This window comes from Pseudomonas sp. SJZ078, from assembly GCF_007828255.1.
Taxonomy (GTDB): domain Bacteria; phylum Pseudomonadota; class Gammaproteobacteria; order Pseudomonadales; family Pseudomonadaceae; genus Aquipseudomonas.
In genome coordinates this window covers 1-18,619 of the sequence record NZ_VIUG01000038.1, presented here as the reverse complement: position 1 = coordinate 18,619, position 18,619 = coordinate 1, and the positions used below count along the sequence as shown (strand labels likewise).

At 61.4% G+C, this 18,619-nt stretch carries 17 protein-coding genes; 6 read left to right on the top strand and 11 right to left on the bottom strand.

The window, feature by feature from the left end; all coding sequences use genetic code 11:
• Positions 1-13: 13 nt before the first annotated feature.
• Positions 14-1,723 (bottom strand): bifunctional isocitrate dehydrogenase kinase/phosphatase, encoded by a 1,710-nt coding sequence (gene aceK, locus FBY02_RS24525; protein WP_144930717.1) that lies wholly within the window; start codon positions 1,721-1,723, stop codon positions 14-16.
• A 129-nt stretch (positions 1,724-1,852) separates the two neighbouring features.
• Here aceK and FBY02_RS24520 point away from each other — a divergent pair, with 129 nt between their 5' ends.
• Positions 1,853-2,761 (top strand): DMT family transporter, encoded by a 909-nt coding sequence (locus tag FBY02_RS24520; RefSeq protein ID WP_144930715.1) that lies wholly within the window; start codon positions 1,853-1,855, stop codon positions 2,759-2,761.
• A 119-nt stretch (positions 2,762-2,880) separates the two neighbouring features.
• Here the strand turns inward: FBY02_RS24520 and FBY02_RS24515 are convergent, their stop codons facing one another.
• From FBY02_RS24515 to cysK, 3 genes are all read right to left on the bottom strand, one after another.
• Positions 2,881-3,744 carry a DMT family transporter gene (locus FBY02_RS24515; RefSeq protein WP_144930714.1) on the bottom strand — a complete coding sequence of 288 codons (864 nt, stop codon included), beginning with the start codon at positions 3,742-3,744 and terminating at the stop codon, positions 2,881-2,883.
• A gap of 338 nt (positions 3,745-4,082) precedes the next feature.
• Entirely contained in the window at positions 4,083-5,021 is a 939-nt protein-coding gene (locus FBY02_RS24510) for an aspartyl/asparaginyl beta-hydroxylase domain-containing protein (RefSeq protein ID WP_144930711.1), read from the bottom strand.
• A 258-nt stretch (positions 5,022-5,279) separates the two neighbouring features.
• The gene (gene cysK / locus FBY02_RS24505) at positions 5,280-6,254 is read right to left on the bottom strand and encodes a cysteine synthase A (protein ID WP_144930709.1); all 975 of its coding nucleotides are present in this window, start codon (positions 6,252-6,254) and stop codon (positions 5,280-5,282) included.
• A gap of 131 nt (positions 6,255-6,385) precedes the next feature.
• On the opposite strand from cysK, the gene FBY02_RS24500 reads away from it, so the two are divergent.
• The 3 genes from FBY02_RS24500 (at position 6,386) to FBY02_RS24490 (ending at position 9,718) form a co-directional block, all read left to right on the top strand.
• Positions 6,386-7,462, top strand: coding sequence for a DUF748 domain-containing protein (locus FBY02_RS24500; protein ID WP_144930707.1), 1,077 nt, complete (start codon positions 6,386-6,388; stop codon positions 7,460-7,462).
• 197 nt (positions 7,463-7,659) lie between these two features.
• Positions 7,660-8,505 carry a MoxR family ATPase gene (locus FBY02_RS24495; RefSeq protein WP_144930705.1) on the top strand — a complete coding sequence of 282 codons (846 nt, stop codon included), beginning with the start codon at positions 7,660-7,662 and terminating at the stop codon, positions 8,503-8,505.
• 34 nt (positions 8,506-8,539) lie between these two features.
• Positions 8,540-9,718, top strand: coding sequence for a VWA domain-containing protein (locus FBY02_RS24490; RefSeq protein WP_003198888.1), 1,179 nt, complete (start codon positions 8,540-8,542; stop codon positions 9,716-9,718).
• Between the two features lie 106 nt (positions 9,719-9,824).
• On the opposite strand, the gene FBY02_RS24485 is transcribed toward FBY02_RS24490, so the two are convergent.
• The 7 genes from FBY02_RS24485 to FBY02_RS24455 all read right to left on the bottom strand — a co-directional run bounded on the left by FBY02_RS24485 (position 9,825) and on the right by FBY02_RS24455 (position 15,629).
• Complete coding sequence (locus tag FBY02_RS24485) at positions 9,825-10,745, bottom strand: biotin-dependent carboxyltransferase family protein (RefSeq protein WP_144930704.1); 921 nt, start codon at positions 10,743-10,745, stop codon at positions 9,825-9,827.
• Positions 10,742-11,446, bottom strand: coding sequence for a 5-oxoprolinase subunit PxpB (gene pxpB, locus FBY02_RS24480; protein ID WP_144930702.1), 705 nt, complete (start codon positions 11,444-11,446; stop codon positions 10,742-10,744). The genes FBY02_RS24485 and pxpB overlap by 4 nt, the downstream gene beginning before the upstream one ends.
• Positions 11,443-12,195 carry a 5-oxoprolinase subunit PxpA gene (locus FBY02_RS24475; RefSeq protein WP_144930700.1) on the bottom strand — a complete coding sequence of 251 codons (753 nt, stop codon included), beginning with the start codon at positions 12,193-12,195 and terminating at the stop codon, positions 11,443-11,445. Before FBY02_RS24475 ends, pxpB begins: the two co-directional genes overlap by 4 nt.
• A 58-nt stretch (positions 12,196-12,253) precedes the next feature.
• Entirely contained in the window at positions 12,254-13,540 is a 1,287-nt protein-coding gene (locus FBY02_RS24470; RefSeq protein ID WP_144930698.1) for an MFS transporter, read from the bottom strand.
• 224 nt (positions 13,541-13,764) lie between these two features.
• Positions 13,765-14,307 carry a DUF2937 family protein gene (locus FBY02_RS24465; protein ID WP_144930696.1) on the bottom strand — a complete coding sequence of 181 codons (543 nt, stop codon included), beginning with the start codon at positions 14,305-14,307 and terminating at the stop codon, positions 13,765-13,767.
• Positions 14,308-14,319: 12 nt separating this feature from the next.
• On the bottom strand, positions 14,320-15,096 hold the full coding sequence (locus FBY02_RS24460) for a class II glutamine amidotransferase (RefSeq protein WP_144930694.1): 777 nt from the start codon (positions 15,094-15,096) through the stop codon (positions 14,320-14,322).
• A 32-nt stretch (positions 15,097-15,128) separates the two neighbouring features.
• A complete protein-coding gene (locus FBY02_RS24455) occupies positions 15,129-15,629 on the bottom strand; it encodes a hypothetical protein (protein WP_041020193.1) in 501 nt (166 codons plus the stop codon).
• Between the two features lie 90 nt (positions 15,630-15,719).
• Here FBY02_RS24455 and FBY02_RS24450 point away from each other — a divergent pair, with 90 nt between their 5' ends.
• Both FBY02_RS24450 and FBY02_RS24440 read left to right on the top strand, forming a co-directional pair.
• Positions 15,720-17,774 (top strand): S9 family peptidase, encoded by a 2,055-nt coding sequence (locus FBY02_RS24450; RefSeq protein ID WP_144930692.1) that lies wholly within the window; start codon positions 15,720-15,722, stop codon positions 17,772-17,774.
• Between the two features lie 202 nt (positions 17,775-17,976).
• A complete protein-coding gene (locus tag FBY02_RS24440) occupies positions 17,977-18,450 on the top strand; it encodes a cyclic nucleotide-binding domain-containing protein (RefSeq protein ID WP_144930688.1) in 474 nt (157 codons plus the stop codon).
• Positions 18,451-18,619: the final 169 nt, after the last annotated feature.

Sequence of the window (18,619 nt, the reverse complement as noted above, 5' to 3'; positions counted from 1 at the left end):
CTTGAAGCTGCTCCTATCCCTTGCGCCGATACGGGAACACATCAATCACCTTCCCCGCCCGAATGGCCTCTTGCAGACCTTTCCAGTAATCGGCGTTGTACAACTCGCCGTGCAGTTGGTCGAACAGCTTGCGCTGCCCGGCGTCGGCGAACAGGAACGGCGGAAACTCTTCGGGAAACACGTCCAGCGGACCGATGGAGTACCACGGTTCGGAGGCCATTTCGTCTTCCGGGGTGCGGGGTTGGGGGATGTGTCGGAAGTTGGCTTCGGTGAGAAAGCAGATCTCATCGTAGTCGTAGAACACCACGCGACCATGGCGGGTCACGCCGAAGTTCTTGAGCAGCATGTCGCCGGGGAAGATATTGGCCGCCGCCAGTTGCTTGATGGCCAGGCCATAGTCCTCCAGCGCCTCTCGCACCTGGGCCTCGCTGGCGTTTTCCAGATAGAGGTTCAGCGGTGTCATGCGCCGTTCGGTCCAGCAGTGACGGATCAGCACCGTATCGCCTTCCACCGACACCGTGGAGGGGGCCACTTCCAGCAGTTCTTCCAGGCACGCCGGTTCGAATTTGCCCAGGGGGAAACGGAAGTCGGCGAACTCCTGGGTATCGGCCATGCGGCCGACCCGGTCGACACTTTTCACCAACCGGTACTTCTCGATCACCGTGGCCCGGTCGACGTTTTTCGACGGCGAGAAACGGTCCTTGATGATCTTGAACACCGTGTTGAAACCCGGCAGCGTGAACACGCTCATGACCATGCCACGCACCCCCGGCGCCATGATGAAACGGTCGTCGGTGTTCGCCAGGTGGTTGATCAAGGCCCGGTAGAATTCGGACTTGCCGTGCTTGTAAAAACCGATGGAGGTGTACAGCTCGGCGACATGTTTGCCCGGCAGGATACGCTTGAGGAAGCCAATGAATTCCGCCGGCACCGGCACGTCCACCATGAAATACGAACGGGTGAACGAGAAGATGATCGAGACCTGGGCCTCGTCGGTGATCAGCGCGTCGATCTGGATGCCCCGGCCCTCGCGGTGCAGCAGCGGAATCACTAGCGGCCACTGGTCGTCGCGGGTGAAAATCCGGCCAACCAGGTAGGCGCCCTTGTTGCGATAGAGCACCGATGAGAACAGCTCCACGGTCAACTCCGGGTCCTTGCAGACCCAATCCGGCAGGTTTTCCCGCAGCTGGGCTTCGAGGCGCCGCAGGTCGCCCGCCAAGTCAGCGTAGTCCTCACTGAACCGGTAATCGGCGAAAATGTCCGCGAGCATCCGGTCCAGTTGCCCCAGGGGCTTGTAGGTACGGGTCTGTGCGGAACGGGCCCGGCGCAGGCTCGGCCGGGTGGTGTGGATGAACATGGTGCCGTCGCTGATAAGGTCATGGCTGAACAGGCCGCAGAAAATCGAGTTGTACCAGGTTTCGGACAGCTCATCGTCGAAACGCAGGTCGATCAGGCTGATATAGGCACTTTTCACCAGCGGCCAGCAGTCCACATCCATCAGCGCCTCGGCGTCGAAGGCCTTGCGCAGTCGGGCCACGGTTTCGAAGACTTTTTCTTCGTACAGATTGATCCGCGCCGCGGAAGCTGCTTGCGCCTCCTGCCATCGGGCCTGCTCGAACCGGGCACGGGCACCGTCGGTAATCTGCCGGAAATGCTCGCGATAATCGTCGAAGCCGTCGAGAATCGAACGGGCGATATCGCTGGCGGGCCATGGCTGCGGCATAGGGAAAACCTCGGCGGGGCGTCTTGTTGTGAGCGGCTGAGCTTAGAGGCCAATCACGCGGCAACGCAACCATTGCCATCGGTCCACAGGAGGGCGACACTTGCGAGCCAACCATGGAAGGAATCCCTCGTGAACCTCGTCGATCTCCTGCGTCTGCTGTCATTGGCCGCCATCTGGGGGGCGAGCTTCCTGTTCATGCGCATTATCGCCCCCGTCATCGGCACGATCCCCACGGCCTTTTTTCGGGTTTCCATCGCCTTCGTCGGGTTGGTGGTGATCCTGGCACTGATGCGGGTCGACTGGAATTTCCGCGGCAAGCTGAAAGTCGTGATGGGGCTGGGCCTGATCAATTCGGGCATTCCGGCGACCTTCTATTCCCTGGCGGCCCAGACCCTTCCGGCCGGTTACTCGGCGATCTTCAACGCCACGACGCCGCTGATGGGGGTGTTGATCGGTGGGCTGTTCTTCAGCGAGCAGCTCACGGTGGCCAAGGTCAGCGGAGTGTTCCTCGGACTGCTTGGCGTCGGCATCCTGACCCGCGCCGGCCCGGTGGCCTTCGACCTGCAACTGTTGATGGGCGCCCTCGCCTGCCTGATGGCCACCACCTGTTATGGTTTCGCCGGATTCTTCACCCGTCGCTGGCTCGACCATCAGGGTGGGCTGGACAGCCGCCTCTCGACCCTGGGCAGCATGTTCGGCGCCACGATGTTCCTCCTGCCGCTGTTCGGTTACAGCGTCATCAGCCACCCTCCGGCCAGCTGGGGCGGCTGGAACGTCTGGCTGTCATTGCTGGGGTTGGGCCTGGTGTGCACCGCGCTGGCGTACATCCTGTATTTCCGGCTGATCAGCTCCATCGGGCCGGTCAAGTCGATGACCGTCACGTTCCTGATTCCGCCTTTCGGCGTGCTGTGGGGGGCGTTGTTGCTGGGTGAGCCGCTGGGGATGGCCCATCTGTATGGCGGGGTGCTGATTGCGGCAGCGCTGTGGCTGGTGTTGAAGCCTTCAGTAGCGAAACCGGTTGAAGCGCCTGCCCGGTAAGGTGTCGGCGTGGCGAAAAATGCATTCGCGAGCAAGCCCGCTCCCACAGGTATTGTGTAGTACTTGTGGGAGCGGGCTTGCTCGCGAAAGCAATGGGACAGTCAGCAAAAATCTAACGATCAGCCACTCTTACGAAACACAAACACCAGCCCGACGATGATCAGTACCATCCCCAGCAAGCTCAACAGCGCCAGCCGGTTGCCGAACACCAGGTAATCCATGACCGCCGTCACCGCCGGCACCAGGTAGAACAGGCTGGTGACATTTACCAGGTTGCCCCGCGCAATCAGCCGGTACAGCAGCAAGGTTGCCAGCACCGAGACCACCAACCCCATCCACAACACCGGCACGATGAAGCCCGCGTTGCTTTCGAAATGGAACGGCTGGAACGGTACGAACACCGCACACAATAAAAGCCCGGCCAGGTACTGCACCGGCAGTGTGCCGAGGGGATTATCGGTGATGCGCTTCTGCATGATCGAGCCCGCGGTCATGGACACCAGCGCCAGCAAGCCGCACAGCATCCCGGTCAACGACATCCCGGCCAACCCGATGCCTTGGTACACCACCATGACCAGTCCGACCAACCCGAGTGCCAGGCCGAACAGACGCTGCCAGGAACGCTGCCGTTCCACGAGTACGACGGTAAGAATGGGTTGTACGCCCATCAGGGTCGCCATCATGCCGGGGGTCACGTTCATTTGCAGGGCCAGCAGATAAAAAATCTGATAGGCCCCCAGCAGCACCAATCCGGTGGTCGCGGCAAAAATCATCGGCTTACCGGCCTTGGGTAGCTTGAACTTGAACACCGGGATCAACAGCACCAATGCACACAGTGCGATGGCAAATCGGATTAGCAGGAAAGCAAAAGGTGAAGCGTGGGCCAGGCCCAGTTTGGAAAAGATTGCCCCGCTGCTCCACAGCAGGACGAACAGGCTCGTGGAAGCCGCCGCCAATAAGGCGTTCTTGGATAGGGAAAACATGGATACCACCTGTAGTCAGGCAAAAGCCAACTCAGCCGAGGCTGAAGTCCAGTAGTTTTTTCAGGCAGGCACAGGGGATGGCAACCGTTGCCGATCAGCCCTGCACGCCAACACCCGGCGGTGATACGACGGCGTATACCGATGGGCTACTGGCAGGTGGGGGGTATTGACCGATCTGCACAGGCTGCTGATCCCCGCACGGCACGACGCCAGCGTTGGACGCTGGAACCACAACCGCGATGACAGGGGATACAGGCATGAGCCGATCTCTTTGAGGAGTGGGTTCGAAAACCCGACGAGCGCCGACTATAACCAGCGCCCGAGGTATTGCGCAACCGTTAACCGAACAACCAATAGCCAAGCGCCGTGAGCACCAGCACTGCCAGTACCGGCCGCATCACCCGATACACTTTGGGATACTTGCGTTTCCATTGCTTGACCCGACCGCTGATACCGTCGCTGAACGACTTGCTCCAGGCATAGGCCTGGTTGATGCCGCCGACGCGTTCGTCATCCAGATTCTGCGGCGCGGTAGCGCGACCAAGCATGCCGCTGACAGCGCGATTGAGACGGGTCATCAACCGGTTGCTCAAGGGGCGCTCGACGTCGCAGAACAGGATCACGCGAGTCTGGGGTGTTTCATTCTTGACCCAATGCACGTAGGTCTCATCGAACATCACGTCTTCGCCGTCACGCCACGCATAGATCTGGCCATCGACGAAGATCCGACAATCGTCGGAGTTGGGTGTGGAAAGCCCCAGGTGATAGCGCAACGAGCCGGCGAACGGATCGCGGTGCGGGTTCAAATGGCTGTCCCCCGGCAGCAACGCAAACATCGCGCCGCGGACATTGGGAATCCGGTTGACCAGCTCGACGGTCCTTGGGCACAGCACTTCGGCCGACGGCAGCGGTTTGTCGTACCACTTGAGGTAGAAACGCTTCCAGCCCTTTTTGAAGAACGAACCGAAGCCGGCGTCGTTGTTCTTCTCGGCAGCCCGGATGTAACCCTCGTCGAACAGGTGCATCGCCTCGTCACGGATGACCTGCCAGTTGTCCTTGAGCACATCCAGTTCGGGGAACTTGCTGCGGTCCAGGTACGGCCGGGAAGGTACGCCGGAGAACAGGTACATCAGGGTGTTATAGGGGGCGAACAGCGCCGAGTGATTGACGAACTGGCGCAACACCGGCAAACGCGCCTTGCCGCGCAGGTGCACATAAAGAGTACTGCCCAGAAACAGCAGCAATACCGACGCCTTGGCGACAAACGAAACGGTCATTCATAACTCCTTGTCAAAAAACAACGGAGGCCACGTCAACTGCCCGACGTGGCCGTGGGCCTTTCGTACAGAGCCTAAATGCTCATGGCCCGGGTAAAAATCGTCTGACGCAATATTCACTGTTGTGCAGGACGCAATAAACCTAACAGGCGTCACCTGAACCCTGGCTGACGCCAGTCAAGACACCTTCAATCCTGCTGAAGGCCTCTGTGGCGAGGGGATTTATCCCCTCGCCACAGAGGCTTTCCTGCCACCGTATTACTGCTGGTTTTCCTGCTCGCTAAACAGATCACTGAACAGCATGCTCGACAAGTACCGCTCGCCCGAATCCGGCAGGATCACCACGATGGTCTTGCCCTGCATCTCCGGTTTTTCCGCCAGGCGTGCGGCCACGGCCATCGCCGCGCCACAGGAGATGCCACACAGAATGCCCTCCTCCTGCATCAAGCGCAGGGCCATGGCCTTGGATTCGTCGTCCGTTACCCGCTCAACCTGATCGACCATCGACAGATCCAGGTTCTTCGGCACGAATCCAGCGCCAATCCCCTGGATCTTGTGGGGGCTGGGCTTGATTTCCTGGCCCGCCAGCGCCTGGGTGATCACCGGCGAACTTTCCGGCTCCACCGCCACCGACAGGATCGGCTTGCCGCAGGTGTTCTTGATATAGCGGGAGACCCCGGTAATGGTGCCACCGGTGCCCACGCCTGCCACCAGCACGTCCACCGCGCCGTCGGTGTCGCTCCAGATTTCCGGACCGGTGGTTTTTTCGTGGATCGCCGGGTTCGCCGGGTTATCGAACTGCTGTGGCATGAAGTAGCTGGACGGGTCGCTGGCAGCTATCTCGGCGGCTTTGTCGATGGCCCCCTTCATGCCCTTGGCCGGTTCGGTCAGCACCAGCTCGGCACCCAGGGCCTTGAGCACCTTGCGCCGTTCGATGCTCATGGAGGCCGGCATGGTCAGCATCAGCTTGTAGCCACGAGCGGCGGCAACGAACGCCAGGCCGATTCCGGTATTGCCCGAGGTCGGCTCGACAATGGTCATGCCCGGCTTGAGCCTGCCGGTGCTTTCAGCGTCCCAGATCATGTTCGCGCCGATCCGGCACTTGACCGAATACCCCGGGTTGCGCCCTTCGATCTTGGCCAGGATGGTCACGCCCCGCGGGGCAATGCGGTTGATCTGTACCAGTGGCGTATTGCCGATGGAATGGGCGTTGTCAGCGTAGATACGGCTCATGACGAGGTCCTTAGTGAGGCGTGAATACCAGCGACTAAAGGTATGCCTGTTGCCCAAGGGCGTCCAGTTGCAGCGAACGTTCGCGATGCCGCAACGGTCAATGGTTTTAATATTGCCGGAGACTCAATGACATGAAGCGTCGATACAGCTGGCCACTGTGGACCCTTGCGGCCATCGTTGCGGTGCTGGTGGCCCTGCATTTCACGTTGCCTTACCTCGTGCGCAATTACCTGAACGACAAACTGGCCGACATGGGCGACTACCGCGGCCAGGTCATTGACGTGGACCTGGCGCTCTGGCGCGGGGCCTATCGGATCAACGGTCTGAAAATCGTCAAGGTCGACGGCAAGGTCCCGGTGCCGTTCGTCGACGCGCCACTGGTCGACCTCTCGGTCAGCTGGCACTCGCTGTGGTACGACCACGCGGTGGTGGCCGAGGCGGAGTTCGCCCGCCCCGAAGTGAATTTCGTCGATGGCGGCGGCAACCGGCAAGCTTCCCAGACCGGCCAGGGTACCAATTGGCGCGAGCAACTGAGCAAACTGCTGCCTATTACCTTCAACGAAGTGCGGATCAGGGAGGGCAAGGTGACCTTTCGCAACTTCAACTCCAAGCCACCGGTCAACCTGCGGGCTACCGAGGTCAATGCCAGCTTCTATAACCTGACCAACGTGGTCGACACCGAAGGCAAGCGCGACGCCCGCTTCGAGGGCAAGGCCCTGGTGGCCGAACACGCGCCGCTGGAGATGCAAGCCACCTTTGACCCGCTGAGCAAGTTCGAGGATTTCGATTTCCGTCTGCGGGCCAGGAACATCGAACTCAAGCGCCTGAACGATTTCGCCGCGGCCTATGGCAAGTTCGACTTCAACGCCGGCCATGGCGACCTGGTGATCGAAGCTGAAGCAAACAACGCCAAACTCAGCGGCTACATCAAACCTTTGCTGCGAGATGTGGATGTATTCGATTGGCAACAGGATGTGGAAAACGAGAAAAAGAACATTTTCCGCTCGGTCTGGGAAGCGCTGGTCGGCGCAGGCGAAACGGCCCTGAAGAACCAGCGCAAGAACCAGTTCGCCACCCGGGTTGAACTCAGTGGCAATGTCCATCAACAGGACATCAGCGCCTTCGAAGCCTTCCTGCAGATCCTGCGCAACGGGTTCATCGAAGCGTTCAATGCGCGCTACGAGCAGCCACCGCCTTCCAAGGATTAGGGCGTGCGTCTTTTTTGTGGCGAGGGGGAGTCCCCATAGAAATACGCCAAGACCGAGTCAACATGTGACGCCTCATTCAGAGACTGAATACAGCGTCTGCGTTCACAGTCGGCGGGACGTCGCGTTATAGTCGGGCACGCCATTTATTTCGCGCGCCCCGCCTCGCCGGGCCAGCGACACGTTCGAGGAAACTGCAGATGAAGTTCGAAGGCACCAGCGCCTACGTGGCCACCGATGACCTGAAGCTGGCCGTGAACGCCGCCATTACCCTGGAGCGGCCATTGCTGGTCAAGGGCGAACCGGGCACCGGCAAGACCATGCTGGCCGAACAACTGGCGCAGTCCTTCGGCGCGCGTCTGATCACCTGGCACATCAAGTCCACCACCAAGGCCCACCAGGGCCTGTACGAGTACGACGCAGTCAGCCGCCTGCGGGACTCGCAACTGGGGGTGGATAAAGTCCACGACGTGCGCAACTACCTGAAGAAGGGCAAGCTCTGGGAGGCTTTCGAGTCCGAAGAACGGGTCATCCTGCTGATCGACGAGATCGACAAGGCCGACATCGAGTTTCCCAACGACCTGTTGCAGGAACTCGACAAGATGGAGTTCTACGTCTACGAGACCAATGAAACCATCAAGGCCAAGCAGCGTCCGATCATCATCATTACCTCCAACAACGAAAAAGAGCTGCCGGATGCCTTCCTGCGCCGCTGTTTCTTCCACTACATCGCCTTCCCGGACCGCGTCACCCTGCAGAAAATCGTCGATGTGCACTACCCGGACATCAAGAAAGACCTGGTCAGCGAAGCGCTGGACGTGTTCTTCGACGTGCGCAAAGTGCCGGGCCTGAAGAAGAAACCCTCCACGTCCGAGCTGGTGGACTGGCTCAAGCTGCTGATGGCCGACAACATCGGCGAAGCGGTGCTGCGCGAGCGCGATCCGACCAAGGCCATCCCGCCGCTGGCCGGTGCACTGGTCAAGAACGAACAGGACGTGCAGTTGCTTGAGCGCCTGGCGTTCATGAGCCGTCGCGGCACGCGTTGAGCCCTCTTCGTCAACAAGCACGAGGGCAACTGCCATGCTGCTGAATCTGTTCAATGAGATGCGCGCCGCCAAGGTGCCCGTGTCGGTGCGTGAGCTGCTGGACCTGATCAACGCGCTGAAACAGCGGGTGATCTTCGCCGACATGGACGAGTTCTATTACCTGTCCCGGGCGATCCTGGTGAAAGATGAACGGCATTTCGACAAATTCGACCGGGCGTTCGCCGCCTATTTCAACGGTCTGGAGAAACTCGACGATCACCTCCAGGCGCTGATTCCCGAGGACTGGCTGCGCAAGGAGTTCGAGCGTTCGCTGACCGATGAGGAGCGGGCGCAGATCCAGTCCCTGGGCGGCCTGGACAAGCTGATCGAAGAATTCAAGAAGCGCCTGGAAGAACAGAAGGAGCGCCATGCCGGCGGCAACAAGTGGATCGGCACCGGCGGCACCAGCCCGTTCGGCTCCGGTGGTTTCAACCCCGAAGGCATCCGCGTCGGCGACGCCGGCAAGCGCCAGGGCAAGGCCGTGAAGGTCTGGGACCAACGCGAGTACAAGAACCTCGACGACCAGGTGGAACTGGGCACCCGCAACATCAAGATCGCCCTGCGTCGCCTGCGCAAGTTCGCTCGCCAAGGGGCAGCCGAAGAACTGGACATCGATGGCACCATCGACCACACCGCCCGGGACGCCGGCCTGCTGAACATCCAGATGCGCCCCGAACGACGCAACACCGTCAAGCTGTTGCTGCTGTTCGACATCGGCGGCTCGATGGATGCCCACGTGAAAATCTGCGAAGAACTGTTCTCGGCCTGCAAGACCGAGTTCAAACACCTGGAGTATTTCTACTTCCACAACTTCGTGTACGAGTCGGTATGGAAAAACAACCTGCGCCGCACCTCGGAACGCACCTCGACCCAGGACCTGCTGCACAAGTACGGCGCCGACTACAAAGTGATCTTCATCGGCGACGCCGCCATGGCGCCCTATGAAATCACCCAGGCCGGCGGCAGCGTCGAACACTGGAACGAGGAAGCAGGCTACGTGTGGATGCAGCGCTTCATGGAGAAATACAAAAAGCTCATCTGGATCAACCCTTATCCGAAGGACACCTGGGGCTACACCGCCTCGACCAACATCGTGCGGGAGTTGGTGGAGGACCGGATGTACCCGCTGACCCTGCGGGGGTTGGAGGAAGGAATGCGGTTTCTTTCCAAGTAAAGATTCTTGTCGACCATTCGGACCTCATCGCGAGCAGGGCTCGCTCCCACACCGGATCTTTGTCATCCATAAGATCCCTGTGGGAGCGAGCCTGCTCGCGATGCTTTCAGCGGTCCATGAATCCGCGCAAACACTCCGCCTGCTGCCGATGCGCAACCTCCTGCACCACCGGCCGCAACCGCACCTGCGTGCCTGGCAGGCATTGCGCCAGCCGGGCCAGGGCCAACGGCGTCAAGGCGCCCAGGCGGGGGTAGCCGCCAATGGTCTGCCGGTCGTTGAGCAGCACGATCGGCTGGCCGTCCGGCGGTACCTGCACGGCCCCCAGGGGAATGCCCTCGGAAATCATCGCAGGTCCCTGGTATTCCAGCCCGGCGCCCAGCAAGCGGATGCCCATGCGGTCGGCGCGGCTGTCCAGTGTCCAAGGCGTGTTGAACGCATCGAACAGGCTCCGTCCGCTGAACGCGCCATTCTGCGCCCCCAGGATCAGGTCCAGCGGCCGGGCCTGCTGGAAATCCGGAATCAACCTGCCCGGCATCGGCCGAGGCGTGGCCGGGCCCGAATAGCTCAAGTGCTCGCCACGGCCCAGCGCTCGCCCCAGCCCATCCAGGCCGCCGAGCTCTTCACGCACCACCGTCGCCCGGCTGCCCAGCACCGCCGGTGCATCGAACCCACCGGGGGCCGCGAGGTACGCCCGAGCACCCAGCACAGGTTGGGTCAACGACAGGGTCTGGCCCTTGCGCAAACTGAAATAGCGCCACGCTGCCACGGCCTGGCCGTCCAGCCGTGCCCCGAGGTCTGCCCCGGCCAGCGCCAATACACAATCCTCTTCAGCCACCACCGTGAAGCCACCGAGGGTGATCTCCACTACCGTCGCGTCCAGGGCATTGCCCAGCATCCAGTTGGCCCAGGCCATCGACAGCCAATCCGCCGCGCCGCCCTGGGTCACGCCCAGATGCCTGACGCCGAAACGGCCACCGTCCTGCAACAGGCACAGCGGTGTGCTGGCCTCGATCAACAAACGGCTCATGCCAGGGCCTCCTGCGGTGTGTCGTCCCCACCCAATGCGATGAATTCAGCGTGATCCACGGCGACAAAACGCACCGTGTCGCCGGGCTGCATCAGGCTGTAGCCGTCACGTTCGCGATCGAACAATTTGGCCGGAGTACGACCGATCAGGTTCCAGCCGCCGGGCGACACCAATGGGTACGCCGCGGTCTGGCGCTCGGCAATGCCGACGCTGCCCGCGGCCACCCGCTTGCGCGGCGTGTCGAGGCGCGGCGCGGCCAGTACTTCGTCCACCAGCCCCATGAAGGCAAATCCGGGGGCAAAGCCCAGGGCAAACACCTGGTATTCGTGCTCGCTGTGGCGACGGATCACCTGTTCCACCGTCAACCCGCTGCGGCTCGACAACAGGCTCAGTTCAGGCCCGACGCTGGGGTCGTACCACACAGGCAGCACATGGCGCTGGCCGACCGAGCAGGCATCGGGGGACAGATTGTTCAGCGCCTCGTTGACCAGATCCCGAGCCTGTGCCGGGTTCAGCGCCAGCATGTCGTAATGCACCATGAGCGTGGTGTAGGACGGCACCAGGTCGATCAGGTATTCGGCGAACACCTCGCGCAGGCGCTCGCTGGCAGCGAGCATCCACGGCATGTGGGTCTCGGCGATCTCATCGAACAGGCGCACCATCAGGCAGTCCACCGCCACCACTTCCACCCGTGGTTTCATGATGCACGCTGCCCGTCCAGTGCCTCACGGATGCGTTGCACCGCCGCCACGGAGCTGGTGTTGTCGCCGTGCACGCACAAGGTATTGGCATGCAGGAGCAACGCGCTGCCATCGGTGGCGGTCAACGAGTCGCCGCGGGCGATGGTCAGGGCCTGCCCGATGATGACCTCGGCGTCGTGATGCACCGCGCCCGGCAACTGCCGTGAAACCAGGTGGCCGGCGCTGTCGTAGGCACGGTCGGCGAAAGCTTCGAACCACAACGTCAGGCCATATTCGTCGCCCAGGGCCTGGGCGGCGCTGTTGTCCCGGGTCGCCATCAGCATCAGCGGCAACTGCGGGTCGTAGGCCGCGACAGCCTGGATCACAGCACGCAACTGTGCCGGGTTGGCCATCATGTCGTTGTACATCGCGCCATGGGGTTTGACGTAGCTGACCCGCCCACCCTGGGCCCGGCAAATGCCGTCGAGGGCGCCGATCTGGTAATGCAGCAGGTCCTGCAGTTCCTGGGCGGTGTAGGCCATGGAGCGACGGCCGAAACCCGCCAGATCCTGATAGGCCGGGTGTGCGCCGATTTTTACGCCATGGCTCAGGGCCAGGCTGACGGTCTTGCGCATGATGCTCGGGTCACCGGCATGAAAACCGCAGGCGATGTTGGCGCAATCGATGAAGGGCATCACCTCGGCGTCCAGACCCATGGTCCAGTTGCCGAAGCTTTCGCCGATGTCGCAGTTCAATAGCAGGCGGTTCACTGTGAACGCTCCTGTAGGTTGTTTCTGGCCATGGGGCATGTGCCCCACAGGTTATCAGTTAGTCGGCATCCAATTGTTTGCCCTGGGTTTCCGGCAGACTGAGGGCCGCCAGGATCACCACGCCGTAGGACACGGCTGCGAACGCACCGATACCGACACTCAAGGGCACCTTCTGGCTCAGCAGGCCGATCAGCAACGGGAACAGCGCCGCCAGTGCCCGACCGATGTTGTAGCAGAAACCCTGGCCCGAACCGCGGATACGGGTCGGAAACAGCTCGGTCAGGAACGAGCCCATGCCGCTGAACATCCCCGACGCGAAGAAGCCCAGGGGGAAGCCGAGCCAGAGCATCACGTTATTGCTTACCGGCATCTGGGTGTACAGCAACACGATGACGAACGAACCGATGGCGAACAGGACAAAGTTCTTCTTGCGGCCCAGGATGTCAGTCAAGTAGGCGCTGATGACATAACCCACGTAGGACCCGACAATCACCATCGCCAGGTAGCCACCGGTACTCAGGACGCTCAAGCCACGTTCATTTTTCAGGAAGGTCGGCAGCCACGAGGTGATGGCGTAGTAGCCACCCAGCGCACCGGTGGTCAGCAACGAAGCGCGAATCGTGGTGAAGAGGATGCCAGGTGCGAAAATCTCGTAGAACCTCGCCGGATTGCTCGGTTCCTCGCGCGCTTTGGTCTGGTTATAGATCTCTGGATCCTTGACCAGTCGCCGGACGAAAATCACGAATATCGCCGGGACCAGGCCAAGCATGAACAGGGCGCGCCAGGCGTCTTCCGGCGCCAGCACCGAGAACAGCAGCGCATACAGAATCGCTGTCATGCCCCACCCCAGCGCCCACCCCGCCTGCACCATGCCAACCGCCTTGCCGCGGTCCTTGGCGCGGATCACCTCGCCCATCAGCACGGCGCCGGCGGTCCATTCGCCACCGAAGCCGAAGCCCATCAGGGTACGGGCGATCAGCAGTTGTTCGTAACTCTGGGCCAGGCCACACAGGAAGGTGAAGAAGGCGAACCACAACACGGTCAGTTGCAGGGTGCGGACCCGACCGATGCGGTCCGAAAGAATACCGGCTACCCAGCCGCCGATAGCCGAGGCGATCAGGGTGCTGGTGTGGATCAGCCCCGCTTGCCCGGTGGTGATACCCCACATCGCGATCAGGGTCGGCACCACGAAACTGAGCATCTGCGTATCCATGCCGTCCAGGGCATAACCGATCTTGCAGCTCCAGAAGGTGCGGCGTTCCTGCTGATTGATGTTGCGATACCAGTCGAACGGACCGGAACGGGCCTGGGATTGGGGGACGCCGAGTGTGTCAGGGGCACTCATGGTGGTTCTCCACGGTTTTATTGTTATAAGTCTCGACGCTGCGAACGTAGAGACCGGTTGCGCCGATTCTTGGGCCCACGGCGCGGCGCGTCCAACGAATAAAATTGCGGACGGGTCATAAGAAAAAGTTGATTGGGTGGGAAACGGTGGAGTGTCTGGTTGGAATGCTGTTGTGGCGAGGGGATTCATCCCCTCGCCACAACAAAGCTGTTTTGATCTCGGTGTTACAGCCCGCGCAAATCCCGCTCTTCAATCGGTCGGCTCTGGCGCAGGCGCTTGCCACCCAGCACCACCCAGTCGATCAGGCGGAACAGGCATTCCAGGCCGAACGACAGCAGCATGGCGCCGCCGATGCCCCAGATCATCGCTTCGGGGGTCAGCAGGATCTGGTAGCTGTAGCCGTTCCAGGTTTCCTTGCGGATGTCCGGATCGGCGGCCAGCACCACTTGCAACAAGCGGATATACCACGGGCCTTTCATCGCCTGGTATTGCTTGTCCAGCGCCTGCTGGCGCACCAGCAGGGTGTTCAGGCTGTCGGCATCGCTGCGAAAGATCGGGTCCTCACTGGCACGGTAATGGGCCACCAGGGCCTGCATGTCACCCTTGAAAAACTGGTTGGCGGTGCCCTGAAACCCTTGCAGGCCGTTCTGGGCCTCGATCAGGTGTGCTTCGACCCGCTTGGCGTAATCGCTGATGAAACCCGGTACCTGGACCCCGACCAGAAGGCCCACTGCAAACAACACCAGCCGTAGATAACTGAGCAACATAACGTGACGTCCTTATTCGGTGCGGCCATGGCTGACGCATTCGCCGCGTCGCCACAGGCTCCATTGGCCCGGTTCGTAGCGGGTCCAGGTTTCGTTTTCGGTCAAGGGTTCGGTGGCGATCACCGTGACCACGTCGTTGGGCGTGGTTTCGGCCTGGAAATCCACAATCACATCCACGTCCTTGAGCCGCGCCGGGCCAAACGGCGCGCGACGGGTGATCTGGGCCAGTTTGGTCGAGCAATAGCAGAACAGCCAGTCGCCGTCGCTGAGCAGGCAATTGAACACACCCTTGCTGCGGTACTCGGAACAGGCCTGGATCAGCGAGGGCAGCAATTGCTCAACCTCCACCGGCTCCGGAAAAGCCTGGCGCACGCGGTTGAGCAGGTCGCAGAACGCCGCTTCGCTGTCGGTATCGCCCACCGGGCGGTAAAAACTTACCGCCGGCTGGAAACCCGCGAGCTGGCCGTTATGGGCAAAACACCAGTTCCGTCCCCACAGCTCGCGCACGAACGGGTGGGTGTTGGAGAGGCAAACCTTGCCGACATTGGCCTGGCGGATATGCCCGATCACCACTTCGCTCTTGATCGGATAGCGCTGTACCAGGTTCGCCACTTCCGACTCACTGCTGGCCGCGGGGTCCTGAAACAGGCGCAGGCCACGGCCTTCATAGAACGCGATACCCCACCCGTCCCGGTGCGGCCCGGTCTTGCCGCCGCGCTGCATCAGGCCGGTGAAGCTGAACACGATGTCGGTCGGCACATTGGCACTCATGCCCAGTAACTCACACATGCTCGGACTCTCGCTTGAAGGGGCAGGCCGGGTTACAGACGCGGCTCGATACGTGAACGCTGGGGATTGCTCGGTACCGGCGGGCGACCGTAACGGTCATCGCCGGCTACACCGAACGGCGGCTCGTCATCCTCCGCATCAGCCGCGGCGGCAGCCGCTTTTGCGGCGGCGGCCCGCTCCTTGCGGGCGTTGGATGCACGCTCGATGGGGAAGCGGATCAATGCGAAGATCAAATAGACGCCGAAGGCGATCATGCCGTACATGAGCAGATCGGACGCCGCGCGCCAGACGTTGTTGCCCACCTTGAACAGAATGTCCAGGGCAACAATGGCCAGAGCCGGGGCGAATTTGTCCTTCACCGGGTCGACAATGGTGGGGCAGAACAGCAACACCGCCACCAGCAACCGCAGCGGCTCGCGCAACCAGCGCCACATCCAGCGGGTGAGGCGCATCCATACCAGCAGGCAGCCCAGTGCGGCGAAGGCGTAGAGGCCCCAGGCGATCAGATAGTCGTTCTCGGTCATGGTGTCCATGGCAAGGCAGGCAAAGAGGCGCTTATAGTAACGGCTTTTCGCCCGTCAGGCTGCCCAGACGTGCGCCATGAATATGTTCGAGAGCCTTTCATGTCCTTATCCGCCCATGTTTCCAACGCCCCGGTAGCCCGCAAGGACCCCGGTGTCGACCCGTATGCCTGGCTGCAGGAACGCGACACCGACGCGGTGCTCGACTACCTCAAGGCCGAAAATCGCTTCCAGGAAGACCAACTCGCCGACCAGGCCGAACTGCGCGAAACCCTGTTCCAGGAAATCAAGGGACGGATCCTCGAGACTGATCTGTCCCTGCCCTCGCCCTGGGGTCCCTATCTGTACTACACCCGCACCACGGCCGGCGACGAATACCCGCGCCACTATCGCTGCCCGCGTCCGGCGGACGATAGCCTGACCGTGGACGAACACTACGAGCAGTTGCTGCTGGACCCGAACGCTCTGGCAGGTGGCGGTTTCTTTTCCCTCGGTGCGTTCAGCATCAGCCCCGACCACCAGCGCCTGGCCTATAGCCTGGACACCACGGGCGACGAAATCTATACGCTGTTCGTGAAGGAGCTGTCCAACGACAAGGTCAGCGAACTGTCCTTCGAAAACTGCGACGGCAGCATGACCTGGGCCAACGACAGCCTGACGCTGTTTTTCGGCGAACTGGACGAAACCCACCGGCCCCACAAACTTTGGCGCTATCGCCTTGATGGCACTGCCGCCGAAGAAGTGTTTCATGAGCCGGACGGACGCTTCTTTCTGCATTGCTACCGTTCGAGCTCCGAGCGGCAGTTGATCCTGTCCCTGGGCAGCAAGACCACCAGCGAAGTCTGGGTACTGGATGCCGCCCAACCTCAACTGCCCTTCACCTGCCTGGCGCCCCGGGTGGAGCATCACGAATACGACGTCGACCACGGCCTGCTCGACGGCCAATGGACCTGGCTGATCCGCACCAATCGCGACGGGATCAATTTCGCGCTGTACCAGGCCCCCGACACGGGCATGGCGCCAACCGAGGCCGACTGGCGGAACCTGATTCCCCACAGCGACACGGTGATGATCGATGGGCTGAGCCTGAACGCCGGCGCCATGACCTTGAGCCTGCGGGAGGGTGGCCTGCCGATCATCGAGGTGCATCCACAGGATTTGCCGGCTTATCGCGTGCAACTGCCGGATGCAGCCTATAGCCTGCATGTGCAGAACAGCCTGGAGTTCGCCAGTGAGCGCATCCGCCTGCGCTATGAGGCCCTGAACCGCCCGGCGCAGATCCGTCAGTTGGACCTTGCCAGTGGCGCGCAGGTGGTCCTCAAGCAAACCCCCGTGTTGGGCCCGTTCGACGCCGATGCCTATGTCAGCCAGCGTCTGTGGGCGACAGCACCGGACGGCACCCAGGTGCCCATCAGCCTGGTGGTCAAGCGCGAAGCCCTCGGCCAACCGGTGCCGCTGTATCTGTATGGCTACGGCGCCTATGGTGAAAGCCTCGATCCGTGGTTCTCCCATGCACGACTGAGCCTGCTCGACCGCGGCATCGCCTTTGCCATCGCCCATGTGCGTGGTGGCGGCGAACTCGGCGAAGCCTGGTACCGCGCCGGCAAGCAGGAACACAAACACAACACCTTCAGCGACTTCATCGCGTGCGCCGAGCACCTGATCGCCAATGGCTTTACCACTGCCGAACAACTGGCGATCAGCGGCGGCAGCGCCGGTGGCCTGCTGATCGGCGCGGTCCTCAATCAACGCCCGGAGCTGTTCAAGGTCGCGATTGCCGAAGTGCCGTTCGTCGATGTGCTCAACACCATGCTCGACCCGGACCTGCCACTGACCGTCACCGAATACGACGAATGGGGCAATCCGGAGGAGCCGGACGTCTATGATCGGATCAGGGCCTATGCGCCCTACGAAAACGTCCGCGCCCAGGCGTACCCGGCGCTGCTGGTCATCGCCGGTTACAACGACAGCCGCGTGCAGTATTGGGAAGCGGCCAAATGGGTCGCGAAATTGCGCGCCACCAAGACCGATGACAACCCATTGCTGCTCAAGACCGAACTGGGCGCAGGCCACGGTGGAATGAGCGGACGCTACCAGGGATTGCGTGACGTAGCGCTCGAATATGCATTTGTGTTGAAGATTTGGGGCAAGGCTTGAGGAACTCTGGTTGAGGACCGGGTCTTAGGGAACGACGCGGTCTCAAATTGTGGGAGCGGGCTTGCTCGCGAATTCGGTATGTCAGTCGACGCATCCGTTGAATGTCAGTCCGTGTTCGCGGGCAAGCCCGCTCCCACAGGGCTCTGTTGAAACCCAGCCAATCCGAAACCGCAATAGACACAAGAAAAAAGACCGTAAAGCCATGCCAGAACCGACCTTACTGAACAACGAAATCCGCCACTGGCTGATGGACTGCGGCCTGTTCGATCAGTTGCTGCCCGTCGACTTCGCCGCCGCGTCGGGTTACTTCAGCATCAGCGCCATCGCCCAGGGCGAAGCGATTTTCCGCGAGGGCGATGCCGGCAGCTTCATGTGCATCATCCACACTGGCCAGGTGGCCGTGCAGAAGACCGGTCCCGACGGGCAAGCGGTGACCATCGCCACCCTGCGCAGCGGCCGGGCGTTCGGTGAGATGGCGGTGCTCGATGGCGAACGGCGTTCGGCCAGTTGCATCGCCGCCAGTGATTGCCAGCTGCTGAATCTGGGCAAGGATTCCCTGGAAAAAATGCTCAACGACGCTCCCAAGGTCGCCGCAAAAATCATCCGCGCCCTCGCCGTCTCCCTGTCCAAGCGCCTGCGCATGGCTGATGGGCAGTTGCTGTCGCAGCAGGTCTAGGCGTACATCCCCTTGTAGGAGCGGGCTTGCTCGCGAAAGCGGTGTCTCAATCAACATCAATGCTGCTGATTCGACGCCTTCGCGAGCAAGCCCGCTTGTGTCTTGCTCTGCGATTAAACTGATGGTGAGAGCGGTGAGTGGCAAGCTGAATGCCCGGAGTGCTTAAAGC